17 protein-coding genes are annotated in these 19,875 nt (G+C 58.7%); 13 read left to right on the plus strand and 4 right to left on the minus strand.

Annotation, left to right across the window (positions count from 1 at the left end; all coding sequences use genetic code 11):
* Window positions 1–270 precede the first annotated feature (270 nt).
* The gene (locus C2U31_RS10765; protein WP_070414842.1) at window positions 271–2,883 is read right to left on the minus strand and encodes an AAA family ATPase; all 2,613 of its coding nucleotides are present in this window, start codon (window positions 2,881–2,883) and stop codon (window positions 271–273) included.
* 733 nt (window positions 2,884–3,616) lie between these two features.
* On the opposite strand from C2U31_RS10765, the gene C2U31_RS10770 reads away from it, so the two are divergent.
* From C2U31_RS10770 to C2U31_RS10800, 7 genes are all read left to right on the plus strand, one after another.
* Entirely contained in the window at window positions 3,617–4,360 is a 744-nt protein-coding gene (locus C2U31_RS10770) for a hypothetical protein (protein WP_070414843.1), read from the plus strand.
* A 156-nt stretch (window positions 4,361–4,516) separates the two neighbouring features.
* On the plus strand, window positions 4,517–4,756 hold the full coding sequence (locus C2U31_RS10775) for an AlpA family transcriptional regulator (RefSeq protein WP_070414844.1): 240 nt from the start codon (window positions 4,517–4,519) through the stop codon (window positions 4,754–4,756).
* A gap of 10 nt (window positions 4,757–4,766) precedes the next feature.
* Window positions 4,767–5,627, plus strand: a complete 861-nt coding sequence (locus C2U31_RS10780) for a ParA family protein (RefSeq protein WP_070414845.1) — start codon at window positions 4,767–4,769, stop codon at window positions 5,625–5,627.
* Complete coding sequence (locus C2U31_RS10785; RefSeq protein WP_070414846.1) at window positions 5,620–5,880, plus strand: hypothetical protein; 261 nt, start codon at window positions 5,620–5,622, stop codon at window positions 5,878–5,880. The genes C2U31_RS10780 and C2U31_RS10785 overlap by 8 nt, the downstream gene beginning before the upstream one ends.
* Window positions 5,873–7,558 carry a ParB family protein gene (locus C2U31_RS10790; RefSeq protein ID WP_070414847.1) on the plus strand — a complete coding sequence of 562 codons (1,686 nt, stop codon included), beginning with the start codon at window positions 5,873–5,875 and terminating at the stop codon, window positions 7,556–7,558. Before C2U31_RS10785 ends, C2U31_RS10790 begins: the two co-directional genes overlap by 8 nt.
* A 16-nt stretch (window positions 7,559–7,574) precedes the next feature.
* Window positions 7,575–8,135 carry a DUF2857 domain-containing protein gene (locus C2U31_RS10795; RefSeq protein WP_070414848.1) on the plus strand — a complete coding sequence of 187 codons (561 nt, stop codon included), beginning with the start codon at window positions 7,575–7,577 and terminating at the stop codon, window positions 8,133–8,135.
* Between the two features lie 3 nt (window positions 8,136–8,138).
* Window positions 8,139–9,323, plus strand: coding sequence for an STY4528 family pathogenicity island replication protein (locus C2U31_RS10800; RefSeq protein WP_070414849.1), 1,185 nt, complete (start codon window positions 8,139–8,141; stop codon window positions 9,321–9,323).
* 74 nt (window positions 9,324–9,397) lie between these two features.
* Here C2U31_RS10800 and C2U31_RS10805 read toward each other — a convergent pair whose 3' ends face one another.
* Genes C2U31_RS10805 through C2U31_RS10815 form a run of 3 tightly spaced genes read right to left on the minus strand, consistent with a single transcriptional unit; the run spans window position 9,398 to window position 12,049 of the window.
* The gene (locus tag C2U31_RS10805; RefSeq protein ID WP_200599408.1) at window positions 9,398–10,801 is read right to left on the minus strand and encodes a patatin-like phospholipase family protein; all 1,404 of its coding nucleotides are present in this window, start codon (window positions 10,799–10,801) and stop codon (window positions 9,398–9,400) included.
* Between the two features lie 2 nt (window positions 10,802–10,803).
* Window positions 10,804–11,421 (minus strand): DUF3313 family protein, encoded by a 618-nt coding sequence (locus C2U31_RS10810; protein ID WP_070414850.1) that lies wholly within the window; start codon window positions 11,419–11,421, stop codon window positions 10,804–10,806.
* Between the two features lie 16 nt (window positions 11,422–11,437).
* Window positions 11,438–12,049 (minus strand): TetR/AcrR family transcriptional regulator, encoded by a 612-nt coding sequence (locus C2U31_RS10815; RefSeq protein ID WP_233772729.1) that lies wholly within the window; start codon window positions 12,047–12,049, stop codon window positions 11,438–11,440.
* A gap of 329 nt (window positions 12,050–12,378) precedes the next feature.
* Here C2U31_RS10815 and C2U31_RS10820 point away from each other — a divergent pair, with 329 nt between their 5' ends.
* The 6 genes from C2U31_RS10820 (at window position 12,379) to C2U31_RS10845 (ending at window position 19,798) form a co-directional block, all read left to right on the plus strand.
* A complete protein-coding gene (locus tag C2U31_RS10820) occupies window positions 12,379–13,164 on the plus strand; it encodes a PFL_4669 family integrating conjugative element protein (protein WP_070414861.1) in 786 nt (261 codons plus the stop codon).
* Window positions 13,161–13,706 carry a DUF3158 family protein gene (locus C2U31_RS10825; protein WP_070414851.1) on the plus strand — a complete coding sequence of 182 codons (546 nt, stop codon included), beginning with the start codon at window positions 13,161–13,163 and terminating at the stop codon, window positions 13,704–13,706. Before C2U31_RS10820 ends, C2U31_RS10825 begins: the two co-directional genes overlap by 4 nt.
* A gap of 70 nt (window positions 13,707–13,776) precedes the next feature.
* Window positions 13,777–14,175, plus strand: a complete 399-nt coding sequence (locus C2U31_RS10830; protein WP_070414852.1) for a single-stranded DNA-binding protein — start codon at window positions 13,777–13,779, stop codon at window positions 14,173–14,175.
* Window positions 14,176–14,426: 251 nt separating this feature from the next.
* On the plus strand, window positions 14,427–15,206 hold the full coding sequence (locus C2U31_RS10835) for a hypothetical protein (RefSeq protein WP_070414853.1): 780 nt from the start codon (window positions 14,427–14,429) through the stop codon (window positions 15,204–15,206).
* A 160-nt stretch (window positions 15,207–15,366) separates the two neighbouring features.
* Window positions 15,367–17,379, plus strand: coding sequence for a DNA topoisomerase III (locus C2U31_RS10840; RefSeq protein ID WP_070414854.1), 2,013 nt, complete (start codon window positions 15,367–15,369; stop codon window positions 17,377–17,379).
* An 856-nt stretch (window positions 17,380–18,235) separates the two neighbouring features.
* Window positions 18,236–19,798 (plus strand): ATP-binding protein, encoded by a 1,563-nt coding sequence (locus tag C2U31_RS10845; RefSeq protein WP_103272844.1) that lies wholly within the window; start codon window positions 18,236–18,238, stop codon window positions 19,796–19,798.
* Window positions 19,799–19,875 lie beyond the last annotated feature (77 nt).

Raw genomic sequence — 19,875 nt, forward strand, 5'->3', positions numbered from 1 at the left:
CGCAGGCATGAAAACCTGCGGATCAAAATTTGGAGCGGGAGACGAGACAAGCACTAGAGCACCAAGTCTTTGATTTCCAACGCTTTTATTCCACTGCATGAATCAGTGAAGCCACGATTCTAGCCTTGTTTTCACACATCGTCAACGAAGTCAGTCCAAAAACTTCCATCAACATCCAGAGACTGCCACCGAGGAGACGCACGACGCACACGAAAACTGCTGCGACACCCGATCACCGAGGTGGCTGATGACGGCTCAAGCCTATGACCGTCAGCCTCTCGACTTGGCCGTTTCACCCAAGCGCTTGTTGACGGCGTCCCGCCAAGCTGAAAGTTTCGCGATGTCCTGATCCAGTTCATCCGGATCCGGGATAGGAAGTCTTCCTGTAGCCATCGCGGCATCATGCTCGAACTTGGAGCTCTTCGTCATTCCAGCGTCGACTTCCCGATAGTCGTCATCGGTCACCACAACGGACTTCAGCTTCTGGGTCGAGACGCCTTCGCCAAATCGCTGCACTGCTCCGTTGAGAAGAACCTCCTCAATGCATCGCTCCCAAGCAAGCCGAAGCCTCCCGTAGCACAAGGAAGTCAACCGACGATGTTCGTCGTCGTTGCCGTCCTTCTGAGCCCTTCGTACCTCGACAGACATTTGTTTGAGCCGCCCCAGTCGATCCTTGGTGCCAAGAACGTCAAAAGGAAGATCCTGGGAATGAACGCCAAAGCCCTGAGCCGTCCTGCGAATATAGTTTTTGGTCAGGGCTGCACCAAGCTCCTCCGTCTTCTGCTCCAGAATGCACAGGAAATAAATGTCGTGCGTAAACACGATCACCTGCCGAGTCAAGCACTCCTCCGCCAGACGCTCCGCCACTTCCCAGCGACGTCGATGGTCCAGCGAAGACACCGGGTCATCGAACACGATGCCGCCACGGCCCTTGCCGAGCTTAATCTCAGCAAGAAATGAAGCGATAGCAATGGCCCGCTGCTCCCCTTCGCTCAAGATTGCCGCCGGGCTACCGCCCCCAGGCAACTGCAGGACCAACTTGAACTGAGTTTTCCCTCCAGGTGACTCGGGCTTCATGACCACCTGCAAATGATGAACCTTCAGCCGCCTCAATTCTTCATTGAGTGCGTCCGCAAGATCTTGGCTGGCGGTGGTGCGAGAGAGCTCGGTTGACTTCCTCGATATGCCCCTGGCATCTAGGCCATCGATGCAAATCTGCAGCTTCCGACAAATCTCGTGCTTGTCGAGTGCCTCCAGAACTGCCCCCTTAACCTCGCCCAAGCGTACGCGGGCATCGAGTTCCAACTTCTCCGCTACCATGCCAGCGCGAACCTTCTCATCCGCGGTAGCGTCGAGAGCTTTGGCCTGCTGCTGCAAGCCATCAATCACTCCAAGAATTTGCCCCTGAGGGTCATCTGCAAGGGCGCTCACCTCCTCCCACAAAACCTCCGAGGCAGCGGCCTTCAGCGCGGACGCCTTGCGTGCGCCCAAGGTCTCTTGCATCACATTGATGGCGGTGGCAAGTTGCGGATCGACTTCATTCAGCTCTTCGACCAGTGCATCGGTGAACATCAGGTCGACAGATGCCTGCTGCAACGTCCGGTACGCCGTTGTCGCATGATCCCGGGCGTCTTTCGCTGACTTCTCTGCTGCGTGTTTGATGAAAGTGTCAAATCGGACAAGCCGCTGAGCCCCAACTGGACCCAGCACGTTCTGACAAAGCGGACATAGGGAAGCCTCCGAGAGCGCAGGAAATTCATGTTCCGCATGTGAAACCTCTGCAAACGCTCGGGCAGCCTCGAAGAGGATCTTCCATTCTTCGCCACCTGTCCCTGCCAATTGGCCAGGGGTCTGTCGGAACTCAGTCGCGGCCACCTCAGCAGCCGCCTTGGCATCCTTTGACTTCTGAATAAGCGACCGAAGCTGAGTGATCTTCTCATCACTGACAACAGAGGCTGCCGTCACGAGACGATCCTTCAGACCAGTGAAGCGCGTCGCTTTCTGGCGTAAGGTTTGGGCTTTTTGCTTGGGATCGGCTTCGGCTAGAGTCCTGGTGAGCAGAACAAGTCTGTCCTTTTCTGCAGCTGTAAGCACACACAGCACCTCGACCTGCTCCCCTCTGGTTTTCGCTGGGATGCCGAGAAGCAGTGCAGCTACCGCAGTTTTCTCTTTGGTCAGGGCAACGTAAGCGGCATCGCTCGGTGCATTGGCCGCCTTCTCTTGCGTGGCGCGCACCTTGAGCTTGTTGCAGGCACCGACTAATCCTTCGAGGATATCCAGACCATAGGGCGCATAGGCAAAGTCGCCATGGTTGTCGATATAGGCACGAGCACAATGCGTATCGAAAATTGAAATATCCGACAGCGGTTCGGGTGCAGGTTGCCCATAGTGCCAAGGAAGATCCGCTGCCTCCCCATCAATTAAGACCTCGAATGCCGCCTGGGCCTTTCCAGCAGCCTGCGGGTCCAGATTCGCGTTGGGAAGGATGGGCTCGCGTCGATCCCGCGCACGACAGGCATGCTTGAAGACTCTCGAATACCCCGACTTACCCGCCCCATTTTCACCGTAGATCACGGTCAACCCATCTTGGGCGATCGGTAAGCGACCACCGTGGGCCAACGCGTTCACATGAGCAAGATCCTTGATGAGAAGGAGTTGCACGACGCGTGCTGGATCTGCCGGCAGTGCCACCTCCGCGTCCTGCAGTGCTCGGGGTTGCCGTCCGGCAGGATCCGGGATGCCCGCCTCGGCCTTAGCCAGGGCAAAGAGTTCGACCAGGTCATCATCTCCAAGCACTCGATCTTCGTAAAGCCGAGCGATGGCATCTTGTTGCCAAGCTGCAAGTCCTTTGGACCATGCGTGGATTTCTTGAATTATTGTCATCTGCCTCCTCCATGTGTGCGAGATATCCAAGGCGAAATCAATCGCCCCCTCCTGAGATTGCAATATGCATGCTATATCGAAGCCGGTCGAAGAACTATCCTCGCACGCTGCCTTGCCAAAAACAGGCATCTGAAAGGTTGGTGGCTGCGAAATCGATCCGCGAGTGAAAGCACTGAGCACGGAAAACCTGGATTTCGACACACGTCTCCGTGGTCGTTGAAGCCTGCGTCTGCTCGCCTACACGCAAAGCAGTGAACCGCCTCGCACGAAGCGGGGAAAGCTCCAGTGGCGTTTCGCGCACAGGCGATCAGTCGCGTTGACGGCCACCCCTTCATTGTAAAAGGTTGCTGTGTCGATTTCGGTCTATCAGCATTCTTCCGTGGTCTCACCCGAGCGCCTCAGGCCACTGAGCCACCAGATTGCAGCTGAGATACGGCCTGCTTAGACCTGACAGCGAACAGGAGATGCCAAACGGGTCTTGCTGAAGCAGACGCCTTCCATAACGCTTACATGTGCGGACGCGTGCCAGTTGTGAAAACACACCGTTCGCCGACTCCAGGGCATCGTCTTTTCATTAATCACTGGCTTGCCCATTCGTCGAATGCAACGCAGCCCTGCACTCAGGCATCGAGAGCAGGACCCTGGAAAAATTAACTCAGCAACATCATCGGACCGACGCGTTGTCGGTAGCAGAGGAGTAAGTGATGTAGCACTCCCAAAAGGAGCTTGATGCATGCATAAGGATCCGCCAAGGTCTAAGGTGTTCTATCGTCCCATCGAAGCAGCCATCCGATGGGCAGGTCTTCTGAGATACAAGCAAGCTATTTTGTCCGCGATTTCGTCGCTGCAATGTCTGCCCACGAGGCTCGAATGCCCGCGCTGGGAAGAGCTAATGCTGTGCAACGATCGCATCTATGACGCGATCGTCAACGGCGATCTTCCGTACGGCCGAGAGGGCATCACACTCAATGACGAGTCGCTGCTTGACACCTGCGATTTGACAATCAGACACGTCGACCTCAAACGGTGGATGCAGATGCACTACCCGGAGCACCGTCCGGGCTTTCTGTTCAGCCGTGCTGAGCGAATCGTTCACCCCGTTATCACACTAGAAACAGGACAGGCGATGCTGATCGAGCGTCAAGCGCTGAAGGCCGAGTTAGAACACTGCCATCGTAAGTTGCAGGCGCTACAAGAAAGCCATGATGGGCTACTGAAACAAGCATCTCACATTCCTGCTTGCAGCCAATGTCCAATCACCGAACGAGCTGAGTCTACATACCTCAACATAGTTGGAGGCATGCTCGATCTGATGCTGGGTCAATCGCCAGCAGGAATGGCCTACTCGAGCTTCAGGACGCAAGAGGCAGTCGTCTCAGCCCTGATTGCTCATCACAGCGGGGCTATGGGTATCACCGAGCGTACGCTGAATGGCAAGTTCGCTCTGGCGCGCAGAAAGCTTCGCGATTCCAGCTAGTAGAACGCGGCCCCCTCACCGAAACCGCGTTCCTGGCAGTTAGGCAAGCTTGTATCTGCAATTCCGGAAATTGCATTTGCAATGTACTTCAGCCGCCATGTCTATTGAATAGAGGTCACGCCAACAAACGCCACTGAGCGTTAAGGAGTGACCAACATGTCGCAGACACCGGTACTGCAGCCAAGCGAACGCCGCATCTTGCGGCTCGATGAGGTCGAAGCCAAGTCGGGCTTCAAGCGCGCGCACATCTATGCCCTGATGAAGAAGGGCCAGTTTCCGCAAGCCTTGCGCCTTGGCGTACGGGCTGTCGGCTGGGACTCGGTCGAAGTGGATATCTGGATCAGCGATCGTCTGAAGAACCGTGTGCACCCGTCTCCGCATACACACAACGCCTGAGGAGAGAGCCATGCAGGTTGTCTCCATCATTTCAACCAAAGGCGGAGTCGGCAAGACAACCACCGCAGCCAATCTCGGTGGATTGGTCGCAGACGCAGGGTTGCGCGTGCTGCTGATCGATCTTGATGTACAGCCGACCCTATCATCTTACTTCGAACTAGCGCACCGAGCGGTCGGAGGTATCTATGAGCTACTCGCCTTCAACGAGCGCCGTCCAGAGCGGTTGATCTCCCGCACCGTAATTGACGGACTGGACTTGGTGCTGTCCAACGATGATCGCGGCGAACTCAGCACCTTGTTGCTGCATGCGCCAGATGGCCGATTACGCCTACGTCATCTGCTACCAACGCTTGCCACTCGGTATGACCTTGTGCTTATCGACACCCAGGGGGCCCGAAGCGTCATGCTGGAGATGGCGATTCTCGCCTCAAACATGGCGCTGTCGCCCGTCACACCCGAGATCCTGGCGGCGCGAGAGTTGCGTCGGGGTACTCTGCAACTGATAGAGGATATTGCGCCGTATCGTCATCTAGGCATAGAGCCGCCTACGCTGCATCTGCTGATCAACCGCGTTCACCCCGTGTCATCGAATGCCAGGCTGATCCAGCAGGCCTTGCGCGATGTATTCCTGGGACACGCTGGTGTACGTGTTCTGGATACCAATGTCCCGGCTATCGAGGCCTATCCGCGTGCGTCAACGCGGGGCCTGCCGGTGCATCGAATCGAGTATCGGCAACCTTTGGGCCGCGTCGCACCCGCTGCACTGGACACCATGCGAGCGCTAGCCAGCGAGTTGCTACCAACTTGGCAAGAGCACTTCGCATTGGTCACCGGCAAGACTCCTGAGAGCAAGGGGGCCGGTAATGGCTAACGCGCATGAGTTGGCCCGCGGTCACAAGAGGCTGAAAACGTTGATCGAGTTTGCACTGGCTGAAGGCTGGCATGTCAAACGCACAGCCGGTGGCCACTTGAAATTCACCAAGAGCGGCTGCTCGTCGATCTACACCAGCTCGACCGCAAGCGACCATCGCGCGGGATTGAATGCGCGAGCTCAAATCCGCCGCGCCGAACGAGAGGCAGTAGACCACGCACGGGCCGCAGTTTCGGGAGCCAGCCATGGCTGACATGACCCAGCAGGACATGGCTGACAAATTGCTCGCTGCGGGCTTTCCACGCAACGGCCCGATCGCCACTGCGCTGAGCGACCCAATCGCCGACACGCCCATGGTCGTGACGTTAGACCAACTGCGCTCGTACGACCATGACCCTCGCGTCAAACGCAACCCGGCCTACGAGGACATCAAGGCATCCATCCGCGAACGCGGCCTCGATGCACCACCTGCGATTACCCGTAGACCTGGCGAAGAGCACTATGTCATCCGCAACGGCGGCAACACTCGGCTGGCGATTCTGCGCGAGTTGTGGTCCGAAACCAAGCAAGAGCGCTTCTATCGCATCTCCTGCCAATTCCGCCCTTGGCCGAAGCGTGGTGAAATAGTCGCCCTCACCGGGCACTTGGCGGAGAACGAGCTGCGCGGCGGTCTGACGTTCATCGAACGAGCCCTCGGCATCGAGAAGGCGCGCGAGTTCTACGAACAGGAGGCTGGCAGCACGTTGAGCCAGTCGGAGCTAGCAAGGCGGCTTTCAGCCGACGGTTACCCCGTACAGCAATCGCACATCAGCCGCATGCGAGATGCGGTTCACTATCTCCTTCCAGCCATCCCGAACGTTCTTTACGGCGGCTTGGGCCGCCATCAGGTGGAGCGCATCGCGGTAATGCGCAAGGCCAGTGAGCGCATCTGGGATCGCTACGCCGCCGATCGAAAACCAACCTTGGGATTTGAGGATTTCTTTCAAGACGCGCTGGCACAGTTTGACGTTCAGCCGGACGAGTTTTCCGCCCAACGCGTGCATGACGAGCTCATCGGTCAAATGGCGGAGCTTCTAGGCGTCGACTATGACACGCTGAGCCTGGATCTCAATGAGAACGAAAGCCGCCATCGTGCTTTGATCAGCGAGCCGTCCTCTTCCCCACAGCATGAGACAGGAGTGCCTAGTGAAGCAAGTGGGACAAGACAAACTTCGCTCTCCGGCTCAACTGACCATCCGATTGAAATCCCGATAAGGGCTCCCGATACAGTTCCTCGTCCTGCAGTTCGGTCGCCCGCAAATACGACACCACCTGCCACGGCCGCCTCCGATCAGAAATCAGCCGATGACGAGACTTCGACCGGAAACAATGCTGCAGGAGCATTTTTACAAGATCACATTGTCTCCCGCGCACCGACGACTGAACGTTTGCAATCGATCCAGCGCCTCGTCGCGGGGCAGTTGGGCGATGCGCTTCCTCCAGACTTCGAGCAAAACGTATTGCAGGCGATTCCCGTCCAGGCGGGTGGGCTCTATCCGATTTCAGATGTCTGGTATATCGATCCCGGCCTCGACGCCCCCGAGCACCTTCGCGTCCACATTGCTCAGTTTGCGCGCGAAATTGCGAACGAGGCTTCGCTTGCCGACTGTATCGCACCATGCGACTACGGCATTGGATTCCGATGCCTGCCGGAAAAAGCCGGTGAAACTGAAACCGCCTCGGGGGCCTGGATGCTTTTGGCATCCCTTTGCGGGCAAGGATCTGCTGCGGAGTTGGATCGTCTCCCTCTGTCCCTGCCGCAGCTTCTGCACGGCGAGGGAGACCCGGCCAAGCGGTTGAGTGACACCGCGCTGGTCAAGCTGTTCCGAGTGCTGCGCCTGGCTCGCCGCCTGCTGGATCTTGAGTCCGGTGGCGACGATCACGGCTCATGAGCAAAGGAGGCTAGCCATGTCGACCCCCCATCCGCTCAACCAAGCCGTCATAGCTCAGGCCCTCCATGACCTGCGCAATGGGCAGTTGCGTCGTTGCAAGGCGATGGGGTTTGGCGATGACGACTTGGACGCACTCAAGCATCCGGCCCTCATCAGCGTTTTGGCCAATGCATCCGTGTCTTGGTGCTCCGTCTCCATCAATCGCGAGGTGCTACGTCGCCTGCTCACTCAGGCGCTGGACGTAGAGAAGGAAATCGCGACCATTGACCGTATGCTGCGTCTGGGCGCGAGCACCGAGATGGTCAGCCGCTTCTACGGACTGACCCATCAGGAAGTCGCCTTGCGCCGCGAGATACTCAACCTGCCGAAGCGCAAAGGCCGGCATCCTGTACTGGACGAGACACAAGACACAGAGCTGTGGCGGCGCTGGAAGGAGCTAACTGCGCGGCAGACTGTCGACCGCGACAGTGAGGTTTCGCTTCTGTCAGTCGCCATGGATCTTGCCGAAGGTATGGCGTTACCCCTGTCGGTGATCTGGGCCGCCATCAAGTCCTGGATCGACCAGGGACTGGTTTAGCTCATGTCAGTGGAAGATGGGTCTCAACGCCGTGGCCCTGTTCCGCTGTCGGACCTGTTCGATGGCGCATTGAAAACTCTTGCGGCCCAACAGCAGGCCGCGCCCGCGCCCACCTCCACAGACGGGCTTCTGTACAGCGGCAACCGCCACGAAAGCGTACCCCGTTCGCTGTTTCTTGATCGACGGCTCACACCATTGGAACGAAACGCCTGGCAAGTGTTTCGTTTGCTGCTAAACGACGATGGACTTACCGCATTCCCTACCTACGAGAAACTGCGTCCATGGCTGGCGTCCATGCCTTGCGGCCCGCAAGCCTCGCATGAAACCGTCGCACGGGCTCTGACCTTGCTACGCCTGACACGCTGGCTTAGCCTCGTCCGTCGGCGACGCGATGCCAAGACAGGTCGCATCCAGGGGAACCTCTACGTGTTACACGACGAACCCTTGACGCCATTCGAGGCCATGCAACTGGATCCTGACTACCTGGGCTTGGTCAGCCAGGCGCTGGGCCATTCAGCCAAGGCGGTTCAGGCCGTTGGTGTCCAGACGCTCAAGGATATTGCCGAAGACCCGATGCTCAGCGATCGAGCGCTGCCGACGCGCCTGCAGCTGCTTGCACAACGCATGGCCAAGGGCGGCTGGCTTTCCGAAAGTTATTCACAGGACGCCACCAGCCCCGATTCCGAAGAAGGGTCGGATCGCTTTCTTCGGAATGTCGATGCACCGGCTACGGAATCCGAAGCAGGAGCGAAACCCGCGCAAAACGCCTCCCTTCGGAATCCGAAGGAGGACCGTACAGTACGTAAGGAAAGTATTAATGAAGTACGTACTACCGCGCGGGCGCATGCGCTGAACAGCCTGCAATTGCCCAAACGCTTCTCCGACCTCAAGCCCGAACAACAAGCAGGTGTAATGGTTGCGCTTCAACAGGTCGAAGAGCCCATGCGCCAAGCCGTCCTTGACGAATGGGAAGCACGCTGTAAAGGCACCTCAATCCGTAATCCGGCCGGCTATCTGTTTGGCATTGTTCAGCGCGCTATTCGAGGCGAGTTCAATGCGTGGGCTGGTCAGGTCAAGCCAGCCCCGTCTCCGGCGTTACCTCAGCCGGCAGAGCCACGAAATGTCGTGCCACCAGAACTGGTCCGTAAGCATATCGAACGATTGCGTGACCTGCTCAAGAAGAATTAAGGGCGTGCAGCAAAGTGCTTTTAAGCTATCCCCAGGGGATAGCTCAGAGATGCCGACATCTCAACGTGCATGCCTCAGTGCTTGTCCAAATGGTCCAACGATTGCTTCAGCCTCTGGAATGCGTTTGACGAACGTAGAGCGGCAGAGCCCGCATCTTGAAGAGCACGTACGTCAAACGCTTCGATCGTAAAAGCTGTTGGTACACGAAGCAGCGAAGTGCGTATGTCTGGCTCCTCGAGATCACGCAGGCTGACATTGATCAGATGGATCTCGACGTCGGCCGAGAATGGACTGTCTTCCCGGCTTCGGGCCTCATCAAGCTCTGCTGCCATTCGCTTAATGTCGTTTTCCAACAGGGCTAGCGTCATCTGTGTCTCGCGCGCGCCAGCACCATAGAGAAGTGTCTCTAGGACTTCTCCGGTCGAAGGTACTTCGTCACTGAGGTCAACTCTTGTTGCCAGATCGCGGGCTGAGTTGACCGCAACCAGGACAATGCGACGAATCGAATGTCGAAGCACTCCTGGAAAAGAATTATAGACGGAGCCATTAGCCATCAACCTATCGATCATCAGTCGTATGCCTAGGTTGTCACTGACACCGCCATCTACCAAATGGATGTATGGACGCGCATTCGCATCTAGGTAGCCCTCGGAGCTTTGCTGCAGCATCTGAATACGAAAATCCGGGCTACCGGATGCGCTGCGATCCGGTGGAAAAAGTGCTTTGCCGCATCGGTCGGAAAAATTGTGTAGCGTCATAGGGGACAGGATGATCGGAACGGCTGACGACGACGCCACTGCAAAAGACAATGGCACACTATTCAGATCCGAACAGATCAATGCAAACTGCTCTGGGGTGAAGTCGAAAGGCGCGCCTGTAGTGAGGTCTGTCGCCGTGATCATTAGGCTTGGCGCTTTCGAATTTTTGCGAACATCCCCAAATGTCATGCCTTCGTATAGTTCGTCGAGCCGCTGCGCCAATATGTGCGTACGGCCGAACCAAGGAGAGGTGAGGTCGAACAGGTGATTCGGATAGAAGACTTGTTTCAGCAGCGTCGACTCGAAGGGCTTAAGCAGAAATTCTGGTTCAAATCGCTCTAACGTCTGATCACCAAAGGCAGCGTAGTGCGCTGCGAGAATACTTCCGCCCGAGACGCCGCTGACGAGTGCGACCTCATCGAGGAGCGTCGTTGGTCGCCCGTCGAGCGTAAACTCAGTGCGCTTCAATTCCTTGAGCACACCCAAACCAAATGCAGCCGCGCGAGCTCCGCCTCCCGACAGAGTGACCGCAACCAGCACAGGCCCTGTTCTGTAGTCATCCTCCTGCTGCACCTCAGTTTTCTGTGCCACATTGACCCAGGGACGAAAGCTAGAGCAGCCACTCAGCGTCGCCAGGGCAGCAAGAATCAGGATTCTCACGTAGAGCGTGCAGAAACAAGGTTTTTCGAAACTGCGGAAGAAATTTAGCTTATTGCCCATGTTCAAGGGTTCTTCTCGCGCCACACGCTATTGACCTGTTCGATACATGCACGAATTGAATTCTTCGCATGTCCCAACAACGAGTAGGAAGAAGCAAAATCAGCAATTGGGTTGCCATGCTGAAAGCAACTGGCGGCCAATACACGGCGACCTGTTCTCTCGTCCTCTGCCGAAAACTCCAGGCTCGCACCACCCGTTGTCACAGGCCCAACGAGTAGTGTTGTGAGCGCATTGACTGCTCGGTTAGGCGTCTGCAGTTCAGTGATCGCCACTCGGACTCGGACTCGATCTGACGCACTCGTAACACGGGGTGTCGCGATATGTGATCGCAGTTCTGCAGTGGTATAGAGAAGGATCTCTCGCTGCTGCTCCGCATCTAGCCCCTTTATGACACCCAAGTTTGTTGCGACCAGGGCGTCCTCTACGACTACTTCCGTGCAACACCCCCAGTTGAATCCAGGCGCCCTGTATAGCAAGACATTTTCAAACTGCGTTGGAACGAGCATCTCGTGGTCGCCGAGAAACGGGGAGCGCGTCATGCCGTTAGTTGCGCAGCCGGAGATCAGGCCGACGACGCATAGCGTTGATCCCGCACGGATCAATCTGCAAAGTTGACTCATTGCTTAGCCTCTACTGTCAGCACTGCTTGGACGGTGTCAGTTCGAGCTCACCTGAAGCCAGCTCTTGAAGAGTTCGCAGTAGACGTTGGCGCTCATTAAGCTCAAGTGTTGGAAAACCCATCATCTCCGCGAAGAAGGCGCCATCCAGAGCAAGCAGGACAATTGCAGCCACTTCAGCACTCCGCGCGGAAATGCGCGCTCTCGCATATTGCCGCGTATACCAAGCGCGAATGGGCTCAAGCAATGTCGGGTCTTCTGCCACAGCCGCTAACAGCGCTGCACCCAATTTTTCCATTTCATTGTTGGGCATTGACGCAACCTGACTGGATAGCCAAGGGTCCGGGTCACCGGCAAATTTCCGCTCGCGCTCTTCTTGCGAGGAGTCAAAAGCATGCACCTGGTCGTCGATCAGAGTAAGGAGCAAGTCCCGCTTTGTTTTGAAGTGATAGAGGAATGCCCCTTTGCTTAGACCTGCCCGCGCAACAACCGCGTCGATCGTCAGGCGATTCGCTCCCTCTTGGACGACCACATCACGCGCGGCCTGAAGGATGCGCTCACGTGTTTGTTTAGCTCGAGCTGAATACGGAGCAGCAGCATCACTAGGTTCTGCATTTTTTTTGTCGGCCAAAATCGCACTCCCACAATTAGAATTAGTACCGTCTGGACGGTATGCTATCAGATTGCGATCACGACTGTCCAAACGTTGCTCCTACTCCTTCTTGCCGTTGCAGTAGCAAGGGTTGAGGCTTGCGAGCTTTTTTGCACTGAGCCCCCAACAGCCTAGATAACGAGCTGGGGCACGTTGTTGGATGTCCTTGGAGTTATCCCCTGGGGATAGCTCGGGGTGCGAGGGTGCGCATCGCAAAGCCGGCAAGCACGAGATTCCGTTTGTTGACAGACGGCCTTCTTCGTCAGCGCGAAGCTGTCGCCTTGTTTCCTCAACAGCGAGTCCACACCATGGCAACTAATGAACCCTTGCAGTTGAATCTCGGGTCACTTCGCAGCGCAATGTCATTGACGCTGCACACCCATCACGCCTCTCGCATCTGGCATGGGCGTGCCGCAGGTGAAGGCCGAGCGGCCATCGTTGGCCTCAACGGCTACGTCTCGGTCATGAACAAGATGAAACGCGGCGCCGAGCAGGATGACCCGTACTCCGACTGGTGGATGCTGCGCATCGAAGAGAAGCTCGACCAGACGAAGTCGACCCTGCAGACATTGCGCGAGCAGGTTGATCAGGCCCTGGCTGGTGTGCCGACAGCACTGACACTCGGCGAGAACCTCAATGTGCAGCCCGTCAAGCTTCCACTGTTCGTCAATGCCCAATTGGGCTTCGCCGCGGTCTATCTGCTGGCCGACTACGACGACATCGCCCGCAAATTGATCTTGGCCCATCACACTGCGCTGATTGATCGCAGCACGCTCGAGCGCTGGCTGAATGACGGCGCCCATGCCTTGCGCAGCCTCTTCTCGCTGGCGCAGCAGTTCCGGTACTCAGGCACGACGCGCGATGACTTTGCCGCGAAGAATGCTGCAGCCCGCGCGGCACTGGAAAAGCTAGGGGAGCTGCCGCAGGACGTGCTGGAAGGCACCCGCCGTTCGCGCTTCGCGCCACCGATTTCGCGCCGTGGCCTGCAGCAGCGCGAGACTTCCGAGTCCACGGAGCCCGCCGCAGTCGAGACCACCCGCGCAGCGCCAGTGCCGCCCGTGTCCGGCGCAGATGCAGAGGACGAGCCAGCATGACGGACCCAGACCTGGGGCAATACGCCCACTTCCGTCCACTGGAACAGGCGGAATTTATCAAGCTGGAACAGGCAGCCTATCTAAAAGGCCTTTTAAGACCTTTTAAAGGTAAGGGGGCTCTTGAGGACTGGGCCGGCCATTGCCACGCGCAAAGGGACCAACTTATCGCCCTGGCGCAACGTCGCGTGCTGCGGCAAGCAGCAGGGCACCCGTTCCACCTGCTGCCCGCGGAACTGGCCCAGCAGAAAACTGGCGCTGGGACGACCTTTCTGCGCTGGCGCAGGCCGGACCGATCGGCCATGGGCGTAACGCTGTGGCAGGAGCTCATCGCCAGCGCCACCACCCCAGTCAGCCTGCTCGACGACTTGTATGCCCTGGAACAGCAGCGCATCGTGCTGAACATGCAGATCAGCCTCTTGCACACGCTGGGCCGCCAGGCACAGGAGTGCGCCAGCAAGATGGCCCAGGCCGAACTCGCGTACCTGCGCCGGGTACAGGGCACAAGTACCACCGCACGGTCAGGACATATGCTGCCTCCCTGACCGCCAATCGCGCCCCTCTCGCATTGGCCGTGGGCCAGGCGGGCACTTCACCCACCAAGGAGATTTCGACATGAGTACCCATTTCTACGGCGAAGGCAACATCGGTTCCGCCCCCGACTTCCGCGAATTCGCCAACGGCAACGATGAACCCAACCGCCTGCTGCGGCTGAACGTCTATTTCGACAACCCAGTGCCGAAGAAGGACGGCTCCTTTGAGGACCGCGGTGGATTCTGGGCGCCGGTGGAAATCTGGCACCGCGACGCCGGCCACTGGAAGGACCTGTATCAGAAGGGCATGCGTGTCATGGTCGAGGGACGTACGGTCAAGGACGAATGGGAGGATGCCGATGAGAACGAGCGCACCACGTTCAAGATCGAGGCCCGGCGCGTAGGCATTCTTCCGTTCCGTATCGAGTCGGTACAGCTCAGCGCCAGGCCTGCCAACGAGCAGGACAACGACGCCCCGTGATCACCCCGGAGCAGTTCCGTGAGTCCTGCTCCCGCGCGTCGGATCCCTAGGGGCAATGCCATCCCCTGGGGATCAATCCACCAACGTCCACTGAGGATTTTTTGGTGGTCCAGCAGAAGCTCCTGTGAACGCCGCAGAGCTTTCGGCCTTATAACACTAGCGTTGGATCAATCCCTCGTGGCGATCACGCCGTTAGGTAGGACTCGGCTTCATTGGCATACTGATGGAAGTTCATTCAAGAGATGCCATCCATGATCAGCCATAGAACCCGCTACTCGCTTGCCCAGTTTCTCTCGATCCAAGAAACCTCCGTCTCCATCGCACTGTTCAGCAAGTACGGCGTTGAGCATCTCGCGCTGCATCCAGCCCAGTTGCTGCCTGGCATCATGAGTATCGTCCGTGACCAGGACGATCGAACCTTGCTAAAGGTACTCCAGGAGATTGTTGCAACCCCTGGTAATCTTCGCGCCAAAGTATCCCCGAAAACACTTTTCGAGGAGCGCATGCATGACCTGACCCAATGCCTGCTGATCGACGGCTACATTGCGCAAGACAAGAAGCTGCTGCAGGCGGACCCGTCCATCGCCGACGCGGCACCTGTCGAAGACGATCTGATCACCGCATTGCGTGGATTCGGCACGCCACAACGGGACGCGATCATCGACAAGATCAACGACTCGGCCGAAGCATTCCGGGCCGCGCCGCCCGACTACAACGCAGCGCTGACCAATGCACGCGTCGCCCTCGAAGCGCTCGCGGTGGATGTCGCAGCAGAAGTCGTTCAGCAGCAGCAGATAACCGCCTCCTACAATCCCGCCAAATGGGGTGAGGTCATTGGCTTCTTGCGCAACAGCGGAGAGATCACGCTCGAAGAGGAAAAAGGCTTGGCCGGCGTCTTTGGTTTCCTCAGCCCTGGCGCTCACCGGCCGGTCGGCATTCCCGAAAACCAGATGGCCCGCCTGGGACGCTCCTTTGCCCTCAACATGTGCTGGTTCTTGCTGCAGAATCGGATCGCCCGCCGCAGCAGTTGACCCGCGCCACGGCGACTTCGTCGCCGTGCAGTTAGAGCGCGAATTCACCCATCGAGCCTCAGACACAACGCGATCGCTCGGAATCCACGTTGTTTGCTGCCTGACCCTCAAGCTCCCGACATGCTTGCGCCCATGAACAACATCGTGCGGGTGAGGCAGCATGCGGCTATTTCTCTGCGAGAAGCCATCTCAGGGTAAGGACATCGGGCGCATCCTGGGCGCCACACAGCGTGGCAACGGCTGTCTGAGCGGCCCCGGCGTCACCGTCACCTGGTGCATTGGCCATCTTGTGGAAGCCGCGCCACCCGAGTCTTACGGCGAACAGTACAAGCGCTGGTCTATCGAGCAGTTGCCCATCATTCCCGAGCGTTGGCGCGTCGAAGTCAAACCCAAGACGGGGACGCAGTTCAAGGCAGTCAAGCAACTGCTTGCACAGGCCACCGAGTTGGTCATTGCGACCGACGCGGATCGCGAAGGCGAATTGATCGCCCGCGAAATTATCGAGCTCTGCGGCTACCGCGGGCCCATCCAGCGACTGTGGCTGTCGGCGCTCAATGATGCATCTATCCGGAAGGCGCTTACCTCCCTCAAAACATCGGCAGACACATTGCCGATGTACTTCTCAGCACTGGCACGATCTCGTGCGGACTGGCTGATCGGCATGAATCTCAGCCGACTGTTCACCGTCCTGGGTCGGCAAGCCGGTTACGAGGGTGTGCTTTCCGTGGGGCGCGTGCAGACGCCCACGTTGAAACTGGTCGTGGATCGCGATCGTGAGATCGCGCGCTTCGTCTCCATACCCTATTGGGTTGTCGAGGTAGCTCTCAACGCTGCATCGGCCGCCTTCACGGCCAATTGGCAGGCACCGCCCGTAGACTGTGATCAGAACGGCCGCTGCCTTCAAGAGGCGGTTGCCCGCAAAGCACTGGAGCGCATCCGCTCGGCCGGCTCGGCTCAGGTCAGTTCTGTGGAAACCGAGCGCGTCCGGGAGGCTCCGCCGCTTCCGTTCGACCTAGGCACGCTGCAGGAGGTCTGCTCTCGCCAGTTCGGGCTTGATGTGCAGGAAACGCTGGATATCGCGCAAGCGCTCTACGAGACCCACAAGGCTACCACCTACCCTCGTTCGGATTCAGGCTACCTGCCCGAATCCATGCTGGCCGAAGTACCCGCTGTCCTGAGCGCGCTGGTCGCGACCGACCCGACTCTCGGCGCGATGGTGGCCAAGCTCGATCCTGTCCAGGTCTCCCGCGCCTGGAACGACGGCAAGGTCACTGCCCACCACGGCATCATTCCCACCATGGAGCCAGCCAAGCTGTCGGCCATGTCGGAGAAGGAGCAAGCAGTGTATGGCCTGATTCGCGCCCACTACCTCGCCCAGTTCATGCCTCACCATGAATATGACCGCACCGTCGCACTCTTGTCGTCGGCCGGTGAATCGATGCAGGCCACGGGCAAGCAGGTCGTGGTGCTGGGTTGGCGTCTGGCATTGATCAACTGTGGCCCGGACGCCCCGGACGACGAGCCTTCCCAGCGCGCACAGATCCTGCCGACACTATCAAACGGCATGCAGTGCCGGATCGCACAGGCCGAACTCAAGGCCATGAAAACATTGCCGCCCAAACCCTATACGCAAGGCGAGTTGGTCAAGGCGATGAAGGGCGTGGCCAAGTTGGTCTCCGATCCAAGGCTGAAGCAGAAGCTCAAGGACACCGTGGGCATTGGCACCGAAGCCACCCGCGCCAACATCATCGGAGGGCTGCTCGGGCGCGGATATCTGCTGAAGAAAGGCCGCGCCATCCGCGCATCGGATGCGGCGTTTACCCTGATCGATACCGTGCCCGCCGCTATTGCGGATCCAGGAACCACAGCAATCTGGGAACAGGCGCTGGACATGATCGAGTCGGGGCAACTCAGCCTCGATGCGTTCATAGAAAAGCAGTCGTCCTGGATCGCACAGTTGATCCAGCAGTATCGCGGCACCAGCTTGGCAATCAAGATCCCGCAGGGGCCCGCGTGTCCCGACTGCGGCGCCCCCACGCGCCAACGCACCGGCAAGAGCGGGCCGTTCTGGTCCTGCAGCCGGTATCCGGATTGCAAGGGCACGCTGCCTGTCGAGACCGGCAAAGGCGCACGTGGCAGCACGCGCAAGCGCAGCAAGCCGAAGGCACCCTGAAGTGCCCTGAATCCCACCACCATGTCGGCCCGCAGCCGGCGACATGGCAGTCCGTCCCGCCTCCCAGCGGGACAACCAGCGCGCGACTCCTTCTGCAACGGTGTGCGCGCCTCTGCGGACCGCCTTTGGTCCACGAGGCGAGAAGGCCACTTTTACCCGAATCGCGCGCCTGCGCATTCTCCTGATCGGCATTTCTTCCGTCCGCAGAGAGGGGTCTCCTGGTGCCTCGCAAGCATGGCGCTACGCGAGCCACCAGGAGACCCCTCAAGGTCGATGGTATTCAGCGCCGGAGCCCGCCGGCGAATCAACGGGCGCCCTTTGTGCGCGGATGTGTGCCAGGCAATACCGACCCCAGCCACGATATGGGTCGGATGTGAATGCTGAAACAGCGGACGGTTCTACCGACGACCGAACCCTGTGCAGCCCATGGGTGGTGACCTTGTCTTGAGTCGGAGGCCAGACGGCCTCCGGCACCTCCTCACGCCGTACCAGGGCGTGTAGCGCACCCCGAATAATCACGCACCATCGCGGAACGTCTCGGTTCCCATTTCCTGACGACAGGACCAACCCCGACCAAGATCCTTGGCACTGGGTCGCTGATTCATCAGCAACCGCCAGCAGCCACGGTCGCCCCAGGCTGCGCCACGCCCCCGGCGTGTCGACCATCCCCATCCGCATCGCGTCGTGCCGCGGATGCCCGCCCGCCAGGGCGGAGATGCATCGCAATCCCTCGGGCGCTCCTGCCCATTTCAAGCTCAAGCCGACCACCTCCCTGTGTGCGCGGCGCTTTCGTTCGCCTTCTGGCGACCAACCCACCCAAACGTCCAATGACGCAGAACCCTCCAAGGAGTTTTTCATGAACACCATCCGTCTTCAGACGAACCAGAACCGTCTTATCGCCAACCTTCGCCATGCTTTCAACCAGAGCTCGATGCTCGGGGAACTGCTGCAGAACGCCAGGCGTGCTCAAGCCAGCGCCATCCACTTCACCGTAGATGACAGCAGCCTCACCATCCGTGACAACGGCAGCGGCATAGCCAACCTGCAGACCCTCATCCACATTGCCGAGTCCAGCTGGGACGAACAGACCCAGACGCGCGAGAACGCTTTCGGCATGGGTGTGTTGTCCACGTTGTACTTCGCCGAACGCCTGGCCGTCCGCTCCGGTGGCAAGGCATTCAGTGCCGCGACGGCGGCTATCATCCGCGGCGAGCCGATTGAATTGGTTTCCTGCGATCTTTTTGAAGGCACGGAAATCCGCTTGGATGGCATCCAGCCGACGCAGCCGGGAGAGACCCTTCCTGTTTGGGCTGACCGTCTTCTGCGCGCCCTGTGCGAAGCCTTTCCAGTTCCAGTCTGGCTCAATGGCGACGCAGTGCTTCGCCCCCTGGCGGACCTTGCGCTGCAATGGCGCGAGACACCCATGGGCAAGATCCTGCTCGACCTCTCCGCTTCACGCACGCAGTGGCGGTGCTTCCTTCAAGGCCTTCCGATTGGTCGATCACCGTCGATCTGCAGGCACCACGTTGTACAGCTGCCAACTGCAACGCTCGCCAGGCTTCCCGATCGCCAGCATCTGCTGAACGAAGCGGAAGACCACAAGCGCATCCAAGTCGCGATCGACAGCGCCTTTCGCCAGGCATTGATCGAGACCAAGGAGCGCCTCTCGGCCAGCGACTTCATCGTGAACTACGCGCGCATCTGCATGGACTCATCTAACGCCGATTTGCTCAACGACGTTCCTTTCGTTCCACAAGCCTGGTTCCGATCCTGGGCCCTTGACCCGTCCGGATTCCGCCGTTACTGGGACCGGCACGTGGCCGAGGGCATCGTGGCTCGGGAGGTACTGGAAGAAACTGGTGCTTGGCTGATCGAATCGGATGGCAATGATGCGCCTACGGCTGAGGTGTACCTGGAGGCTCGCAAAGCGTTCTTGCTCGATGAGAGCGGGATCGACGGCGGGCACTGGTTACTGGGGCTTGTAAGGCCCATCACGCCGGAGGAAGTACAGGTCCGCCCAGGCGCCATCCTGCATCATGACGCCAGCCTGTGTCTGGCCGACTACGAGGTCGAGTTGACCTTGGCCGACTGCCTGAACGTCAGCATCGAAGGCGAGCCGGAAGTTGCGGTCGGCGCCATTCGCAAAGGCGTCACGTTGTTCCTCACCGCCGATGCAGGCGGTGCGACGGCGCTGGTCTCCGACTACATCTTCGATGATCGCTATGACGAGGATCGCGAGGACGAAGACGGCCGGACCATCGACACCTTCATCGCCGTAGGCTGTTCGCAGTCTCCGGCCGGGGTTGTGCAGGCCCTGCTGCCCTTCACCTTGCGGTATGCAACGCAACCAAGGTTAGCAGGTGCGGTTGTTCATCTGACCTTCGATGCTGAAGGAAAGCTGGCAGCAGTCACCGCCTGACACTGCTGTCCACCAACCACTGCGCCCCCGGGATTTCCGGGGGCTTTTTGTTGCGAAAAGAGGCACATCGAGCATCG

Source organism: Achromobacter sp. AONIH1 (assembly GCF_002902905.1).
Taxonomy (GTDB): domain Bacteria; phylum Pseudomonadota; class Gammaproteobacteria; order Burkholderiales; family Burkholderiaceae_B; genus Achromobacter.

Bases quoted from the DNA above. Each gene is read 5' to 3' on its own strand.
- C2U31_RS10765 (WP_070414842.1), bottom strand. From the start codon at position 2,883: ATGACAATAATTCAAGAAATCCACGCATGGTCCAAAGGACTTGCAGCT.
- C2U31_RS10770 (WP_070414843.1), top strand. From the start codon at position 3,617: ATGCATAAGGATCCGCCAAGGTCTAAGGTGTTCTATCGTCCCATCGAA.
- C2U31_RS10775 (WP_070414844.1), top strand. From the start codon at position 4,517: ATGTCGCAGACACCGGTACTGCAGCCAAGCGAACGCCGCATCTTGCGG.
- C2U31_RS10780 (WP_070414845.1), top strand. From the start codon at position 4,767: ATGCAGGTTGTCTCCATCATTTCAACCAAAGGCGGAGTCGGCAAGACA.
- C2U31_RS10785 (WP_070414846.1), top strand. From the start codon at position 5,620: ATGGCTAACGCGCATGAGTTGGCCCGCGGTCACAAGAGGCTGAAAACG.
- C2U31_RS10790 (WP_070414847.1), top strand. From the start codon at position 5,873: ATGGCTGACATGACCCAGCAGGACATGGCTGACAAATTGCTCGCTGCG.
- C2U31_RS10795 (WP_070414848.1), top strand. From the start codon at position 7,575: ATGTCGACCCCCCATCCGCTCAACCAAGCCGTCATAGCTCAGGCCCTC.
- C2U31_RS10800 (WP_070414849.1), top strand. From the start codon at position 8,139: ATGTCAGTGGAAGATGGGTCTCAACGCCGTGGCCCTGTTCCGCTGTCG.
- C2U31_RS10805 (WP_200599408.1), bottom strand. From the start codon at position 10,801: ATGGGCAATAAGCTAAATTTCTTCCGCAGTTTCGAAAAACCTTGTTTC.
- C2U31_RS10810 (WP_070414850.1), bottom strand. From the start codon at position 11,421: ATGAGTCAACTTTGCAGATTGATCCGTGCGGGATCAACGCTATGCGTC.
- C2U31_RS10820 (WP_070414861.1), top strand. From the start codon at position 12,379: ATGGCAACTAATGAACCCTTGCAGTTGAATCTCGGGTCACTTCGCAGC.
- C2U31_RS10825 (WP_070414851.1), top strand. From the start codon at position 13,161: ATGACGGACCCAGACCTGGGGCAATACGCCCACTTCCGTCCACTGGAA.
- C2U31_RS10830 (WP_070414852.1), top strand. From the start codon at position 13,777: ATGAGTACCCATTTCTACGGCGAAGGCAACATCGGTTCCGCCCCCGAC.
- C2U31_RS10835 (WP_070414853.1), top strand. From the start codon at position 14,427: ATGATCAGCCATAGAACCCGCTACTCGCTTGCCCAGTTTCTCTCGATC.
- C2U31_RS10840 (WP_070414854.1), top strand. From the start codon at position 15,367: ATGCGGCTATTTCTCTGCGAGAAGCCATCTCAGGGTAAGGACATCGGG.
- C2U31_RS10845 (WP_103272844.1), top strand. From the start codon at position 18,236: ATGAACACCATCCGTCTTCAGACGAACCAGAACCGTCTTATCGCCAAC.